Source organism: Psychromonas arctica DSM 14288 (assembly GCF_000482725.1).
In the GTDB taxonomy this organism is placed as follows: domain Bacteria; phylum Pseudomonadota; class Gammaproteobacteria; order Enterobacterales; family Psychromonadaceae; genus Psychromonas; species Psychromonas arctica.
Map to the genome: position 1 here is coordinate 57,080 of NZ_KI519482.1, position 15,554 is coordinate 72,633.

Below are 15,554 nucleotides of genomic sequence, written 5' to 3' on the forward strand. Positions count from 1 at the left end.
CGTCTGATGTATTTATTAACCGTCATTTAATACACAGAAAAGAGTGCGTTTATGTTTAAATTCATCGCTAAAAGAATTTTAGAAGCGATCCCTACACTGTTGGTGTTGATCACTATCTCTTTTTTCTTAATGCGCTTTGCACCGGGTAACCCTTTTTCTACGGAACGCCCATTACCTCCTGAAGTGATGGAAAACATTAATGCTAAATATGGATTAGATAAATCTGTATTTGAGCAATATACGACCTACTTAACCAATGTGTTGCAAGGTGATTTCGGTCCTTCTTTTAAATATAAAGACTTTACTGTCAACGAATTAGTAGCCAGTGCGCTACCTGTTTCAGCAAAAGTTGGTGCGGCTGCTTTTGTTTTTACATTAATTATGGGGGTCGGAGTTGGGACGATAGCAGCGTTGAAGCAAAATACCTGGATAGATTATACGATCATGTCAACGGCCATGATCGGTGTTGTGATGCCCTCATTTGTACTCGCACCTGCGCTAATTTATGTTTTTTCTATCTATCTTGGTTGGTTTCCGGCGGGTGGTTGGTTAGATGGTTCTTTTCAATATATGTTTTTACCGGTGATCGGTATGTCCTTACTTTACGTGGCCACATTTGCTCGGATAACACGCGGCAGTATGATAGAAACCTTAAATAGTAACTTCATTCGCACCGCTAGAGCCAAAGGTTTGAGTTACACCTATATCGTACTTAAACATGCATTAAAACCTGCTATGTTACCTGTAGTTTCTTATATGGGACCTGCTTTTGTTGGCATTATTACCGGGTCAGTGGTGATAGAAACCATCTTTGGTTTACCGGGTATTGGTAAATTATTTGTTAATGCCGCGTTTAATCGTGATTACTCGTTAGTGATGGGCGTGACCATTTTAATTGGCTTTTTATTCATTATATTCAATACCGTTGTTGATATTTTACTCGCGGCGATTGATCCTAAAATTCGCTATTGATTGGGGAATAGATGATGTTAACAAAAAAAGAAAATCTAGACGCGATCGAAAAATTCTCAGAAAACTTAGAGATTGAAGGGCGTAGTTTATGGAAAGATGCGCAAATTCGCTTTATGCGCAACAAAGCGGCCATGATCAGTTTAGTAATATTAACAATAATGGTGTTAGCCGTTATCTTTTTACCTATGTTTGCGGAGTTTACTTACGACGACACCGATTGGTATGCCTTACATCAAGCTCCATCTGCCCTGCACCTTTTTGGTACCGATAGTTTAGGGCGAGACCTTTATGTCCGCACCTTAATCGGTGGTCGTATATCGCTAATGGTGGGAGTGTTAGGTGCCTTAGTTGCGGTTTTGATTGGGACGCTTTACGGTGCTACATCGGGTTATATCGGTGGCAGAACGGACCGCATTATGATGCGCATACTAGAGATTTTATATGCCGTACCATTTATGTTTTTAGTGATTGTGTTGGTCACTTTTTTTGGCCGAAATATTGTCTTAATATTTGTCGCTATTGGTGCGATTGCTTGGTTGGATATGGCGCGCATTGTACGTGGACAAACATTAAGTTTGCGCAGTAAAGAGTTCATTGAAGCGGCGCATGTTAGTGGGGTTAGTAATTGGAAAATTATCACCCGTCATATTGTGCCTAATGTATTAGGGATTGTGGCGGTGTACTCAACATTATTAATTCCTAGCATGATCTTAACGGAATCGTTTTTATCTTTTCTAGGTCTTGGCGTGCAAGAACCGATGACCAGTTGGGGCGCTTTGTTGCAAGAGGGGTCACAAACGATGGAAGTTGCAATTTGGCAGTTGATTTTCCCAGCCTGTTTTATGATCGTAACCTTATTTTGCTTTAATTATGTGGGTGATGGTTTACGTGATGCTTTAGACCCTAAAGACAGATAGCGTTAAGTAATAACAAATAGGTACATGGACGGATAGTAGTAAATGTTATCGGTTCACTCTACAAATAACTATTAGTGGACATAAAAATGAGTTTATTAGATGTCAAAGACTTACGTGTTGAGTTTAGCACTCAAGATGGCATGGTCACTGCGGTAAACGATTTAAACTTCTCACTTGAACCTGGTGAAACCTTAGGTATTGTGGGCGAATCAGGTTCGGGCAAGTCGCAAACAGTATTTGCAATTATGGGACTACTGGCGAAAAACGGGCTAATTAAAGGCAGTGCACAGTTTGAAGGTAAGGAGATTCTTAATTTACCTGAAGTGGCATTAAATAAAATCAGAGCAGAGCAAATTGCGATGATTTTCCAAGATCCAATGACTTCACTTAATCCTTATATGAGAGTCAGTGAGCAACTGATGGAGGTATTGATTCTGCATAAAGGCATGAGTAAAAGTGATGCCTTTGAAGAATCAGTACGTATGTTAGAAGCGGTTAAAATCCCCGAAGCGAGAGCACGTATTAATATGTATCCTCATGAGTTTTCAGGTGGAATGCGGCAGCGCGTCATGATTGCAATGGCATTATTATGTCGTCCCAAATTATTAATTGCCGATGAGCCCACGACTGCGCTGGATGTAACGGTACAGGCGCAAATAATGGATTTACTCAATGAGCTAAAAAAAGAGTTCAATACCGCTATCATTATGATCACACATGACCTTGGCGTTGTGGCTGGTAGTTGCGATAAAGTTTTGGTGATGTACGCGGGCCGCACCATGGAATATGGTGCTGTTGATGATATTTTTTATCGACCAAGCCATCCTTATACAGAAGGATTGTTGAAAGCAATCCCGCGTTTAGACGCAGAGGATGGGGTGTTACCCACTATTCCAGGCAATCCACCTAATTTATTACGTTTACCTGTGGGGTGCCCGTATCAAGAGCGTTGCCACCGCGTGACTCAAGAGTGCATGCAGAAAGCACCGCCATTAATGACATTTGCAGGCGATCGACAACGTGCTTGCTTTTCTGATTGGGAGAGTTGGGCGAAATGAGCGAGCAAATAAAAATGGAAAAAAAACTGTTACTGGACGTTAATAACCTAAAAGTGCATTTCGATATTGCATCTAAATCCTTATGGCCTTGGGCTAATCCCGATAAATTAAAAGCCGTTGATGGTATTAATGTGCGTTTATTTGAAGGTGAAACCCTCGGCGTTGTAGGTGAGTCCGGTTGTGGAAAGTCAACATTTGCTCGTGCCATTATTGGTTTAGTCGAGGTGACCGAAGGGGAGGTGATGTGGTTAGGTCAAGATTTAACTAAAATGCAAGCAGTCCAGCGCCGTGAAACACGCAAAGACATTCAAATGATTTTCCAAGATCCATTAGCATCACTTAATCCGCGTATGAATATTGGTGATATTATTGCTGAACCATTGCAAACCTTTTATCCCAAGCTAAGTAAGCAAGAGGTAAAATTACAAGTTAAAGAGATGATGGATAAGGTAGGACTTCTGCCGAATTTGGTAAATCGCTATCCACATGAATTTTCTGGCGGTCAATGTCAACGAATTGGTATAGCACGGGCACTTATACTCAAACCTAAAATGATTATTTGTGATGAGCCCGTCTCAGCATTGGATGTTTCCATTCAAGCACAAGTAGTGAATTTATTAAAAGAGTTACAACAAGAGTTAAGCTTGAGCTTAGTGTTTATTGCACATGATCTCTCAGTGGTAAAACATATTTCCGACCGAGTATTGGTGATGTATCTTGGTAATGAAGTAGAGTTGGCTGAATCTTCTGCTATATTTAAAAATCCTCAGCATCCTTATACTAAAGCATTGATGTCTGCTGTGCCCATTCCAGATCCTAAAATAGAACGCACTAAGGTGATCCAAATGTTAGAAGGGGATTTACCGTCGCCTATATCACCGCCTTCAGGATGTGTATTTCGAACGCGATGTCCGATTGCAACAGCGGCATGCAGTCTCGAGAAGCCTTTACTTAAAGGCTCCGCAATTCATTCCGTTGCTTGTATTCATGTCTAATAATAAAAAACCGAAGCAAGCTTCGGTTTTTTTATAGATGGCAGGGGTATTAACGATTGCCACTATTAAAGTGATTAACTATCTATTTACTTAATCAGCAGCGTAACCAAATTGCTGTAGTTGTTTACCATCTAAATAAGCAAATTGATCTTGCATTTTTAAACGATCACCAACAAACCAAGAAGCAGCAAGTGCATATATTTGATGCTCTTGGGTCAATACGCGATCTGCTAGGTCCTGTGCAGTATCTTCAGCAAAAATAGGTACTTTTGCCTGTAATACAGTAGGGCCACTGTCTAACTCTGGAGTCACAAAGTGTACCGTTGCGCCATGAGCTTCATCTCCTGCATCAATAGCACGTTGATGTGTATTGACACCTGGATATTTTGGCAACAAAGAAGGATGAATATTGAGCATCTTGCCCTGATATTGAATAACAAAATCAGACGTTAAAATACGCATAAATCCAGCAAGCAAAATAAGATCAGGTTGTAATTGTTCTAATTCAGCTGCTAGTAGTGCGTCGTATTGCTCTCGCGATGCGACACCTTTACTAGCAACTAAGATAGCTGGAATGTTCGCTTCTCGAGCTCGCTCTAAACCATAAGCATCTGCTTTATTGCTGATCACAGCAACAATTTCGACTTGTTGATCGTTTATTTGCTGTTTATGTAACTTATCCATGAGAGCTTGCAAGTTACTGCCGCTACCTGAAATAAGTACCACTATCTTTTTAGTCGCCATTGTATTATTTAATCTCTACTTGAGATTCACCTTCAGCTGCATCTTCGATATGACCCAATACCCAAGCGTTTTCACCCTGTGCATTTAAGATCTCAACTGCTTTCTCTTTTTCTGCGTCAGGAACAACAATCATTAGGCCAACACCACAGTTGAACGTGCGGTACATCTCTTCTGTCTCAACGTTGCCATTTTCTTGTAACCAGTTGAAGATAGCAGGCCATTCCCAACTTTTACCGTCAACAACAGCTTTACTACCAGCTGGTAACACGCGTGGGATATTTTCCCAAAAACCACCACCTGTAATATGCGAGATAGCATGAACAGGGCAGTTCTTGATCAACTCTAAGGTTGATTTCACGTAAATTTTAGTGGGTGTTAATAACGTATCGCCTAAAGTTGAGTCGCCAAATGGTGCACTGGTATCCGCTTTTGATACTTCTAAAATTTTACGTACTAATGAATAACCATTTGAGTGAGGACCACTTGATGCTACAGCAATAAGTGCATCACCAGCAGCAACTTTAGTTCCGTCAATCACTTCTGACTTTTCAACCACACCAACACAGAAACCAGCGATATCGTAGTCATCACCTTCATACATACCAGGCATTTCAGCAGTTTCACCACCGATTAATGAACAGTTAGATTGTAAACAACCTTCGCCGATACCTGTTACAACGTCCGCTGCTACATCAACATCTAACTTGCCTGTTGCATAGTAGTCTAAGAAAAATAGTGGCTCAGCACCTTGAACGATTAAGTCATTTACACACATTGCAACAAGGTCAATACCGACAGTGTCATGTTTTTTAAGATCAATTGCTAAGCGCAATTTAGTGCCCACACCATCAGTACCTGCAACTAATAATGGCTCTTTATAACCCGTTGGTAGATGACATAAAGCGCCAAAACCACCTAGTCCGCCCATTACTTCAGGACGTTTAGTGCGTTTTGCTACACCTTTAATACGTTCAACTAATGCTGTGCCTGCGTCAATATCGACACCAGCGTCTTTATAGCTTAAAGAGTTTTTTTGGTTGCTCACTTGTATTCCCCACAAAATAGAAGTTAAAAGCGATAATCGCTTTAGAAAGTTAAGGTAAAAAATTGTCGGCATTTTAACATCTATATGACACGGGTCGAATTATTTCTGAAAAGAATTGTCTGTTTTGATGAAAGTTAGGCGGAAGTGCCCCTAAATTAAGGAAATATTGTTTAATATTTCTTCCTTTTTACATATTTACTACCGGATACTTGCATTAGTAGAAGATCTGCTTATGATCCGTTACATAGTAATAAATGAAATGGTTGTATAAGTAGATGAAAATGAATGTCTTGGTACGTTTCTGCGCAATAATAAGTATGCTGTTCTCAATGCCTAGTATGGCGTTACCTGAAATAAGCCCATACCAAGGTGTCGTCCCAGCACAAGATGCAACGGAAACACAATTAAGTGAACTAGCACTTAAGCAAGTATTAATAAAAGTGTCAGGTAATGTAAACATTAATAAGTTAGATGATAGTAAATTACTGACTAAGCAGTTAGATGCTTTACTAGCCCAATTTGGTTATCAAGAGCTAAATAATAAACGTTTCTACTATGCCCTGTTTGATAAGCGAAAAATTAATAGTGCGTTGATAGCAATGCAACAACCTATCTGGGGGGATACTCGCCCTAAACCATTAATTTGGTTAGTAGATGAAAATAAACGTTTAACTTCTGAAGACATGATAAACAGTCAGCAAGATGAAGCAGTAGCTAGCGGACTGCAACAGGCCCAATTAGAACGTGGAATTGATACACAATTTCCATTAATCGATTTAGATGATGCATTAGTTATCTCAGCCTCAGATATCAGTGGCCGTTTTTATCAAACCGTGGCGGATGCTTCTCAACGTTATGGTGCCGAGTATTTTGTAGTTGCTAATTTGAACAAAGCAAACAATCAACAATGGCAATTAAGTTGGGAGTTAGTGCAGCATCTTGCTAAAAATAAGAATAATCAAGTCGTGATTAAGCAAACTAATAGTGGTGATAAGGCCGTTGTTATGCAGGCGATGCTCAATCAAATTGCAGATTATTACGCGCAACGATTTGCTATTTTAGAAAATGAAGGCCAGAAAGCAACACAGGTTTTAAGTATTAATAATATTCATTCATTAGCGCATTTAATGCGTTTAAACGCATTGCTTGAAGAATTAAATGCAGTGGATACTTTTGAAGTTATTAATATTAGTGAACAGCAAGTACAAATATCAGTGACATTAAAAGGTGGCTTAAGTAGTTTACAAAATGCCTTAAATGCACATTCACAGTTAGAGAGTAATGGTTCGACTGTTTCTCCATTTCACTATAATTGGCAACCGTAGAGTACTTAATGCCTCAAGATGAATTAAGATTTCAATATCCTTTATTAGCGTTAAAGTTTCCTGATGATGAAACCTTTGCAAGCTTTTATCCAGGACAAAATGCTGAGCTATTGACGCTCCTTAAGAATAATGTGGTAGGTATTGGTGAGCCGATACTCTATATGTGGGGAGAGTCCGGTAGTGGGCGCTCCCATTTGTTGCATGCATTATGTTCCGAGGTTGATGAAAGAGGTGATAGTGTCGCTTATATTCCATTACATCATCATCGCAGTATGACCTTAGATATTTTTGAGAATATGGAAAATATCACCTTAGTTTGTATTGATAATGTGGATGCAATTGCGGGTAATAAAGAATGGGAAAAAGCTTTATTCGATTTTTATAATCGCTGGTTAGATAATAAAGATAACCGCACTCCCGGTGCTAATTTAGTGATTGCTGCCAGTGATTTACCGAAACAAATTGGCATTGAATTGGTAGACTTAGTTTCTCGCTTAGAATGGGGGGCTTGTCATCATTTACAGTCACTTAATGATGAGGAAAAGTTAGGTGCTTTACAATTACGAGCGCAGTTAAAAGGCATGCGTTTGCCGATTGATGTTGGACGCTTTTTGTTGAACCGACTTTCTCGTGAAATGTGTATGTTACTGAATACTTTAGATCAGTTGGACAATGCTTCCCTAGAAGCAAAACGAAAATTGACTATCCCTTTTGTCAAAGAAGTGTTGCGCTTATAAGTGAATGCTTAAAAATGATTGTTTTTTTGTAAGCTCACTCATATAGATGAGTTTATTTTGATATAAATTAATGAAACTTAGTATAGAAAGGATTATAACTGTCTGAATTCAGTTCATAACTCGAAGTCATTTTCACTGATTGATTTCTCTGGTATGAATTTCTCATATTATATTGCAAGGAAACATAAACATGAAAAAATTCATTGTGTTGGTCTGTGGTGTGTTGATGACAGCTGGTACTTTTGCCACTGAAACTGATAGCTCAATAATAGTCATAGATAAAAAGACCGAAAAAGTAGTACGCAAAAATACTGAAAAGTTAAAAAACTTTAAAGGTAACTTTTCTACTGAAACGGACAAAGCGGGTAATAAAGTAGAGAATAGCTCAGAAAAATTGATAAAGTTTAAAGGTGACAAAGTTAAAGGTAACAAGGTTAAAGCTGCCTCCGCTGAACAAGTCTCTGCTAAAAATGAATTACTCTTCGATAAAATGGACTCTGATGCTGATGGTATGATTTCAAAGGCTGAGTATATGCATTTTAAAGCGCAGCAATTAACCATTCAAAACGCTAAAAAGAGCCAATAGTTGAATTAAGTCTTGAAATCAAGAGTTGAAATTAAAGTGTGAGTCGAAAAAGCCATTATTAATCTGTAATAATGGCTTTTTTAACCGCCGCCCAAATGTATTAGCAAAGTGCTAGTATATGGTAAGGAAAGGAGTAAAAAATAGGTTATTTTTTAGTTTTCTTTTTACGAATACTTAACCCTAACTCTTGTCCTTTATATTTAGCAAAATAGATATTCCCTGCCAAAAATAAACTCGCTAATACCAACTCAACTACCGCTAGCCATCGTTCTTGTTCATCGCTCATTATAATGACACATGCATGCATGATATAAATTAGGTCAATGAATCCACTCCAAGCATAAGTATAAGGATTACCTTGAACGATCCCTTTTAAAGGAAACAGCAATGGAATCAACCAGATCAGCATTACTAACCAAGGATTAATATCTAGTGCGGGAGGGGATAGATAAAGATGCCAAGTTGGAACCAAAATCAATAACCCAAAATACCCACACTGTGCAAGACGTTGAAAATGTATGGTGTTCATCTAAAGCCTTTTATTTTTTTGCTGTTAATAATATCACTATAAGATATCTAAAACAGATTCAGGTGGACGACCCAAAGCAGCTTTACCGTTAGCCACTACTATTGGTCGCTCAATTAATTTGGGATTGGCTTGCATCGCCGTTATTAATGCTGACTCATTGTCTTCATTTGCAAGATCTAACTCTTTATATAACGTTTCTGTAGTGCGCATTAATTGGCGAGCGGAATCAAAACCTAATTGCGTGATTAAGGTCTGAATTGTCTCTACAGAAGGTGGCGTTTCTAAATATTTTATTATTTCAATACTGTGTTGTTCGTTATCGACTAGCGCTAATGTTTCTCGGCTTTTTGAGCAACGTGGATTATGATAAAAAATGATATCTGTCATAGTAACCTCTTGTTATATAGTGAATTATTTTTAATGCAGGTGTTTAGTTGAGTATTTATTCTGCAGGCCAAATGGCGATATAGTCCTCTAAATTATCGAGATCAATTTGTGTTTCTGAAACAATTTTCCCTCGAATAGAGTGTCCGCCTTTATGCATTGCAGATTGACTACCTGTTAATAAAGGATGCCATACTGGCAATGGTTTTTCTTCTATTAATAGTTTATAGGCACAACTTGCTGGTAACCAGTGAAATTGTTCAACATCATCCAATGAAATTTTGACACAGTCAGGAACCAGTTTTAAACGCTTTTCATATTTTCTACATTGGCAGGTTTTAGTATGTAATAAATGACAAGCGACATTAGTAAAATGTAGCTCTTCTGTTTCATCATCGATTATTTTATTAAGACAACATTTACCACAACCATCACAAAGTGATTCCCATTCGTTTTGTGACATTTGCGATAGTGTTTTTGTTTCCCAAAATTTTTCCATTTTTTCTACTTACCTTGTAATCGACTATTATTTTTTGCGATGGGTAATGTTTATTACCCATTTTATTATTTATGTCACTTATTATTAGAACACGATTAAAATGCTGTTCGACTATTAGTTAAATGCAATTCAACTTAAATGCTATTCAACGACTATGCGTGGCGAAAGAATACGCTCTGATAAATAACTGACCGCAGTGGCAAAGTAATAAGAACGGTTCCAATGCATTAGCACTTTGTAGTTATTATAAGCTAAGTAAACACGTCCGTTTTGATCATCAGGTATAACAATTGATGCCTGTAAGTCAACATTTGGTAAATCAGTTCCCTCGTAACGGCGCACTCCTAAAGCCTGCCATTGTGCTAATGATTTTGTTTGTTTAATGCCTGCTAATTCAGTATCGAAATCAGCTGGTAACTTAACTTGTCGTCCCCATGTCTGCTGGTTATTCCAACCTTCTGTTTTTAAATAATTTGCTGCAGAAGCAAAAACATCGCCAGGTGTATTCCATATGTCTTTTTTACCATCACCATCGTAATCAACAGCATAATTTAAATACGAGGTAGGCATAAATTGAACTTGTCCCATTGCACCTGCCCATGAACCAATAAATTTATCCTGGCTAATATGGCCTTGCTCTAAAATCGTTAAGGCTGCAAATAGTTGTTTTTTGAATAATGCTTCACGACGGCCTTCATAAGCCATTGTCGTTAATGAAGAGATAACGTAATGACGTCCAGTCAAACGTCCGAAATTGGTTTCAATGCCCCATAACGCAACAATAAAACGAGGCTGAACGCCATACTCTTTACCAATCTTTTGTAAAAGATGATAGTTATCAGCGTAGGCTTGTCGTGCTTGATTTATTTTCCAATCAGGGACAGCACGTGGAATATAAGTATCCAAGGTCATCTTAAATTCAGGTTGTTGTTTGTCAGATGACACACTGCGTTGTAAAAATTCTACTTTTTCAAAAGCACTGTCAATGATCTTTTGATCGATACCTAACTCGGCAGCTTCTGCTTTGATATTTTCAACATATTTAATAAAGGAAATGTCATCTTTTGCAGCGGCGAAACTACTTATTGAGAAACTGCATAGCGTAAAAACAGATATCGTTTTAAGTAAGTGCCCCATTTTATTTGAAAATTGCTTTATTGCATTCATTCCTCTGTTCCCCGTTTTTGTTGTTGGCGTTTTTTATGATCTTTTAAATGGTCAACAGGAGGTGGCGGAAGTTGCAAATAAAAACCTGATCTAGTCACTTCTTTGATCACCTTAGGTGCTTCGGCCATCGCCATTTTGGTGGTTTCAGTGATATTTAACATGCTCACTAATTTTGGTGGACCAAATTGTTCTAACAAAGCAGTCGGGACTTGTGAAAAGTCATCTCGTTTTGCTACAAAAATGTAGGTTTGTGGTTTACGGATACTTTTATATACAGCACATAACATAATACTTATCTAGCCCTTTACTTGCCTAATGTTGATGCAAACTATAACATGCATAAGCGTTTATTTTTTATAGAAATCCGCTGAATTTTATGTCAAATAATAAAGATTTAATAAGAAAGGACAATTATGACGTTAAAATCGTTAAATTTTACCTTGTTAGTCGTCAATCTTGATAATGAAACACTTTCAGACCTTGCCGAAGAATTAAATAGAAAACGGTTAATGGCACCTGAATTTTTTGCTCTGACCCCAATGGTGGTCAATATTGCTGAAACATCGTTAAATATCGATTTTCTACAACTACGAAATATCGTAGAAGAGCATGGTTTTATCTTGACAGGTATAACTGGCAAAGTGTCAGAACAGCAAAAACAACAAGCGAGTGAACATTCAATTGCGGTGTTACATGGTTCTAAGAGACAGGTTGTAAATACTTCTCCTGTGCCTGAGCCCATGGAGGAGAATAAAGAAGTTGCTGATGTCTTACCTACCGAGCAAGACTATACCGTCAGCGAAGTAAAAACAAAAATACATACTGGCCGCGTTCGGTCAGGACAGCAAATTTATGCAAAAGAATGTGATTTAGTTATTCGTGGTGATGTGGGAGCCGGTGCAGAAGTTATTGCCGATGGCAATATTCATATCTACGGTACCTTAAGAGGTAAAGCATTAGCAGGTGCGATGGGAGATACCGATGCGGTTGTTTTCTGTACGGTTTTACAACCTGAGTTAGTGTCAATTGCAGGTGTTTACAAATTAAGTGATACCTTGCCTGAAGATATGTGGTCAACCTCGTGCTCAATCTCTTTAGAAGATCAAAACATGGTTTTTTCAAGTTTAAATAAAATTTAAAATTAGGAAGGAAAGTTATATGGCAAAGGTAATTGTTGTCACTTCAGGTAAAGGTGGCGTTGGCAAAACAACGAGTAGTGCCGCTATCGGCACCGGTTTAGCTAAAACAGGTGCTAAAACGGTGGTTATCGATTTTGATATTGGTCTAAGAAATTTAGACTTGATCATGGGATGTGAGCGACGTGTAGTTTATGATCTTATCAATGTGATTAATGGCGAAGCTAATCTACAGCAAGCATTAGTAAAAGATAAACGTGTTGATACCTTATTCATTTTACCTGCATCGCAAACACGTAATAAAGACGCGTTAACCCAAGAAGGGGTTGCACTGGTTATTGAAGCATTAAAAGCAGATGGTTTTGAATACATTATTTGTGATTCACCGGCTGGTATCGAGCAGGGGGCAATGATGGCTTTATACTTTGCAGATGAAGCAATAGTCACGACTAATCCTGAAGTATCATCGGTGCGCGATTCTGACCGAATTACGGGCATGTTATCCAGTAAATCATACCGTTCAGAAAAACAAATGGAGCCAGTTAAAGTCCATTTGCTAATTACGCGTTATTCTCCAGAGCGTGTTGAACGTGAAGAGATGCTCAGTATCGAAGACATTGATGACATATTAGGTATAGATTTACTAGGCGTTATTCCAGAGTCTCAGGATGTGTTAAGTGCATCTAACTTAGGTGAACCAGTGATCTTAAATCAAGAAAGTGATGCAGGCAAAGCTTATCAAGATGCTGTTGATCGTCTTTTAGGTACGCCACGTGATTTACGCTTTGTAACAATTGAGAAAAAAGGCTTTTTAAGCCGTATATTTGGGGGTTAAGATGGGATTATTACAATATTTTAGAAAAGATAAACCTAAAAAGGGAACTGCGAAATTAGCAAAAGATCGCTTGCAGATAATTGTAGCCCATGAGCATTCAAGTTTTGACGTGCCTTCATACATGCCTGAATTACAAAAAGAATTAGTTGCAGTGATCCGCAAGTACATGGATATTTCATCGCATGATGTTAAATGTGAATTTAATGATAGAGCGGATGATGATATGTCGGTATTAGAAGTTAATGTGACATTGCCAAAAAATAAATAAACAATCCAGTAAATAAAATGCGACTTAATAGTGGTCGCATTTTATCACTTTTTGCTAAGCACGGTATGAAGCCTGTCATTCAGTATTAGTCATTTGCGTTGCTTTAACTTACCCTAACTTAGCTTAGTAAACTCAGCTTAAATTTAACAAAAGCTTTACTCTTTAGTTGCTGGTTTAACTAATGTGATGCTATTAATAATAACCGTTTGTACGGGTTTATCTGCCGCCGCGGTTTGCACTGATGCGATGGCATCGACAACATCTAAGCCTTTGCTCACTTTACCAAATACTGCATAGCCCCACTGACTACCCCGCATATCCAAAAAAGTATTATCTTTGTGATTAATGAAGAATTGACGTGTTGCCGAATGAGGTGCATTTGTTCTTGCCATTGCAATAGTTCCTCGTTCATTGCTTAAACCATTACCTGATTCATTCCTAATCGCAGGCAGTGTCTGTAAGCGAGTGCCATCTTTTAAAAATCCACCACCTTGGATCATAAAATCTTTTATAACGCGATGAAAAGTGGTGCCTTTAAAGCCATCCTGTTGTACATAACTTAAAAAGTTAGCAACACTAAGGGGAGCTTGCTCAGGGTATAACTCGACGCTAATTTGACCTTTGTTAGTATCAATAATGACGACTGGGTTTTCGGCCGCTAACGCGAAGTGGCTACTCACTAATAAAATCAGTGCGGTGATGTACTTCATATCATTTCCTTTATTATATTTTATCGACTATAAATAAAATTAATTACTGTATTTACAATGTTGCTAACGAGTTGATTATACCAACTCTGCTAACTAACTGATCAATCTTGCTGGTTAAAAGAACTATTTTTACGTTAAAAGTTTTGTAAAGGGAGCAATCATTTACGGCAACTTTTGCCTTAAGCTAGCTCCTTTTTCCTGCGTAATATTTGATCATTAAATTAACGTAATTGGAATTAAAACTGTTGTAATTTACTATTTAGTTCTGGGTCCTGAATAATTTGATTTAATAATTGTGATATCTGTACATTAAGTTGCTCTGTGATGCCTGCTGCACTGGTAGAAAAAGCGGCATCCCACTGTTTGTTGCTGCGGAATAATTTAACGAAGTTCTTGCCTTGGTAGTTAAGTTCTACTTTTATTACCATTTGTGAATCTACATCATAGCTTAATGTTGATTCAGTCACCGTAGCCAGAGCTTTGATTAATTTAATATTAACTTGGTGCTCACTGCTTTTATTCACTTTTAATTTATTGTTTATCCAAGCTTGGGTTAAACTTTTTTCAACTAGCAAACGTAATGATTGTTGCTCATTGATAAGTTGTGCGACATTGTCCCCATCAATAATCTCAATTAAATGGCGTGCAACTCGTAAGTCTTGGCTACCTATTTTCCAAGTATCCGATTTGTTAAAAGTATAAGCATTTTTTTCAAGGTCAAGCTCAGGGTTAATATTAATATCGGTCGGTAAAGACGCACAGCTGGCTAATGTAAGTAAGAGGGTAAGCATGGCAACTAATTTGCTATAAGTATTAAGCATTCAAAGGTCCTTAGAAGAAAAATAATAATGCATCATATCAAACCTATTATTGAATCGTATTAATAAATATTCTATTTGGTTTAATTTTGAACAGGATTGGTTTTATTGAATCAGTTAAGTTAACAAAGTGTTACATTTTTTGCTATATACCATCATTTTAGGCACGACTTGCCGCAACACCTTATTTTTTTATAAATGTACTTTTTTGTATAAAATATGATCGAACTAGCTAAATTATTTGCTAATGAGATCTCTGTCATATTATCTTAATCTTTCTGTAACACTGATAAACTCTAGGCTAGCGATGGTTATCCACTTTTTCTGTGGATAACTCTGTGGGAAGTTAATGAAGATCGTGCTGAAGGCCTTGCTATACCTTGGGTTTGATTAGATCGAAGTATTTTTGAGCATGAAATTTAAGTTATATTTATCAATGAGTTGTAATCGTCAAGTGGTTTTTTTATGGTTTTGTCACTTGTCTATAAGCTCGCTTTTGATTTATGCCTTGTCAATCATTTTCTGTGCATTATTTGTTAAAAAATATATTTATTTTAATTGACAAAAATACGGATCACAGAATTTATATTGCCTATTTATTGAGCGGGTGCTGCGCCTTGTATTTATTATAAAGCGTGCTTTTGATGCGCATGAATATTGAACTGTTGAAAAATTAGTAATGACTTAAAATGCCAAATAAGGTCTTTTATTGTTATTTTACTCTTGTAAATATTATGTTTGTCAAATAATTTAATCGTAACCTCTATTTTCAGCTATTACTGATATTTGTGTTTTTATCGGTTGTTAAAAAATGTTCATTTTAGTGGTG

Annotated in this window: 19 protein-coding genes; 10 read left to right on the forward strand and 9 right to left on the reverse strand. The window is 37.5% G+C overall.

The features are described 5' to 3' along the window. Window positions 1–51 precede the first annotated feature (51 nt). The 4 genes from oppB (at window position 52) to oppF (ending at window position 3,942) form a co-directional block, all read left to right on the forward strand. Window positions 52–972, forward strand: coding sequence for an oligopeptide ABC transporter permease OppB (gene oppB, locus H592_RS0117870; RefSeq protein WP_028869979.1), 921 nt, complete (start codon window positions 52–54; stop codon window positions 970–972). Between the two features lie 14 nt (window positions 973–986). Continuing rightward, window positions 987–1,889 carry an oligopeptide ABC transporter permease OppC gene (gene oppC, locus H592_RS0117875; protein WP_028869980.1) on the forward strand — a complete coding sequence of 301 codons (903 nt, stop codon included), beginning with the start codon at window positions 987–989 and terminating at the stop codon, window positions 1,887–1,889. A gap of 86 nt (window positions 1,890–1,975) precedes the next feature. Next, window positions 1,976–2,947 (forward strand): ABC transporter ATP-binding protein, encoded by a 972-nt coding sequence (gene oppD, locus H592_RS0117880; RefSeq protein WP_028869981.1) that lies wholly within the window; start codon window positions 1,976–1,978, stop codon window positions 2,945–2,947. Next, the gene (gene oppF / locus H592_RS0117885) at window positions 2,944–3,942 is read left to right on the forward strand and encodes a murein tripeptide/oligopeptide ABC transporter ATP binding protein OppF (RefSeq protein WP_051369249.1); all 999 of its coding nucleotides are present in this window, start codon (window positions 2,944–2,946) and stop codon (window positions 3,940–3,942) included. Before oppD ends, oppF begins: the two co-directional genes overlap by 4 nt. 90 nt (window positions 3,943–4,032) lie before the next feature. On the opposite strand, the gene purN is transcribed toward oppF, so the two are convergent. Continuing rightward, window positions 4,033–4,686 (reverse strand): phosphoribosylglycinamide formyltransferase, encoded by a 654-nt coding sequence (gene purN / locus H592_RS0117890; protein WP_028869983.1) that lies wholly within the window; start codon window positions 4,684–4,686, stop codon window positions 4,033–4,035. A 4-nt stretch (window positions 4,687–4,690) separates the two neighbouring features. After that, window positions 4,691–5,731 carry a phosphoribosylformylglycinamidine cyclo-ligase gene (gene purM, locus H592_RS0117895; RefSeq protein ID WP_028869984.1) on the reverse strand — a complete coding sequence of 347 codons (1,041 nt, stop codon included), beginning with the start codon at window positions 5,729–5,731 and terminating at the stop codon, window positions 4,691–4,693. A 275-nt stretch (window positions 5,732–6,006) separates the two neighbouring features. Here purM and H592_RS0117900 point away from each other — a divergent pair, with 275 nt between their 5' ends. The 3 genes from H592_RS0117900 to H592_RS0117910 all read left to right on the forward strand — a co-directional run bounded on the left by H592_RS0117900 (window position 6,007) and on the right by H592_RS0117910 (window position 8,379). After that, window positions 6,007–7,056 carry a DUF2066 domain-containing protein gene (locus H592_RS0117900; RefSeq protein WP_028869985.1) on the forward strand — a complete coding sequence of 350 codons (1,050 nt, stop codon included), beginning with the start codon at window positions 6,007–6,009 and terminating at the stop codon, window positions 7,054–7,056. Window positions 7,057–7,064: 8 nt separating this feature from the next. Further along, window positions 7,065–7,793, forward strand: a complete 729-nt coding sequence (gene hda, locus H592_RS0117905) for a DnaA inactivator Hda (RefSeq protein WP_028869986.1) — start codon at window positions 7,065–7,067, stop codon at window positions 7,791–7,793. Window positions 7,794–7,983: 190 nt separating this feature from the next. Beyond that, complete coding sequence (locus H592_RS0117910; protein ID WP_028869987.1) at window positions 7,984–8,379, forward strand: hypothetical protein; 396 nt, start codon at window positions 7,984–7,986, stop codon at window positions 8,377–8,379. Between the two features lie 145 nt (window positions 8,380–8,524). Here the strand turns inward: H592_RS0117910 and H592_RS0117915 are convergent, their stop codons facing one another. From H592_RS0117915 to H592_RS0117935, 5 genes are all read right to left on the reverse strand, one after another. Continuing rightward, window positions 8,525–8,908: a DUF2069 domain-containing protein gene (locus H592_RS0117915; RefSeq protein WP_028869988.1), complete on the reverse strand. Its 384-nt coding sequence runs from the start codon at window positions 8,906–8,908 to the stop codon at window positions 8,525–8,527. A 36-nt stretch (window positions 8,909–8,944) separates the two neighbouring features. Beyond that, complete coding sequence (gene arsC / locus H592_RS0117920) at window positions 8,945–9,295, reverse strand: arsenate reductase (glutaredoxin) (RefSeq protein WP_028869989.1); 351 nt, start codon at window positions 9,293–9,295, stop codon at window positions 8,945–8,947. A gap of 55 nt (window positions 9,296–9,350) precedes the next feature. Then, on the reverse strand, window positions 9,351–9,791 hold the full coding sequence (locus H592_RS0117925) for a YcgN family cysteine cluster protein (protein WP_028869990.1): 441 nt from the start codon (window positions 9,789–9,791) through the stop codon (window positions 9,351–9,353). A 141-nt stretch (window positions 9,792–9,932) separates the two neighbouring features. After that, window positions 9,933–10,958, reverse strand: a complete 1,026-nt coding sequence (locus H592_RS0117930; RefSeq protein WP_245600449.1) for a lytic murein transglycosylase — start codon at window positions 10,956–10,958, stop codon at window positions 9,933–9,935. Then, entirely contained in the window at window positions 10,955–11,245 is a 291-nt protein-coding gene (locus H592_RS0117935) for a YcgL domain-containing protein (protein ID WP_028869992.1), read from the reverse strand. Before H592_RS0117935 ends, H592_RS0117930 begins: the two co-directional genes overlap by 4 nt. A gap of 126 nt (window positions 11,246–11,371) precedes the next feature. Between H592_RS0117935 and minC the strand changes: the two genes are divergently transcribed. From minC to minE, 3 genes are read left to right on the forward strand one after another with little or no spacing between them, the layout of a single operon-like run. Further along, on the forward strand, window positions 11,372–12,097 hold the full coding sequence (gene minC, locus H592_RS0117940) for a septum site-determining protein MinC (RefSeq protein WP_028869993.1): 726 nt from the start codon (window positions 11,372–11,374) through the stop codon (window positions 12,095–12,097). 19 nt (window positions 12,098–12,116) lie between these two features. After that, window positions 12,117–12,929, forward strand: coding sequence for a septum site-determining protein MinD (minD, locus tag H592_RS0117945; protein WP_028869994.1), 813 nt, complete (start codon window positions 12,117–12,119; stop codon window positions 12,927–12,929). 1 nt (window position 12,930) lies between these two features. Continuing rightward, the gene (gene minE, locus H592_RS0117950) at window positions 12,931–13,197 is read left to right on the forward strand and encodes a cell division topological specificity factor MinE (RefSeq protein ID WP_028869995.1); all 267 of its coding nucleotides are present in this window, start codon (window positions 12,931–12,933) and stop codon (window positions 13,195–13,197) included. Window positions 13,198–13,352: 155 nt separating this feature from the next. Here minE and H592_RS0117955 read toward each other — a convergent pair whose 3' ends face one another. Both H592_RS0117955 and H592_RS0117960 read right to left on the reverse strand, forming a co-directional pair. After that, window positions 13,353–13,907: a peptidylprolyl isomerase gene (locus tag H592_RS0117955; RefSeq protein ID WP_028869996.1), complete on the reverse strand. Its 555-nt coding sequence runs from the start codon at window positions 13,905–13,907 to the stop codon at window positions 13,353–13,355. 236 nt (window positions 13,908–14,143) lie between these two features. After that, window positions 14,144–14,728 carry a YajG family lipoprotein gene (locus tag H592_RS0117960; protein ID WP_028869997.1) on the reverse strand — a complete coding sequence of 195 codons (585 nt, stop codon included), beginning with the start codon at window positions 14,726–14,728 and terminating at the stop codon, window positions 14,144–14,146. Window positions 14,729–15,554: the final 826 nt, after the last annotated feature.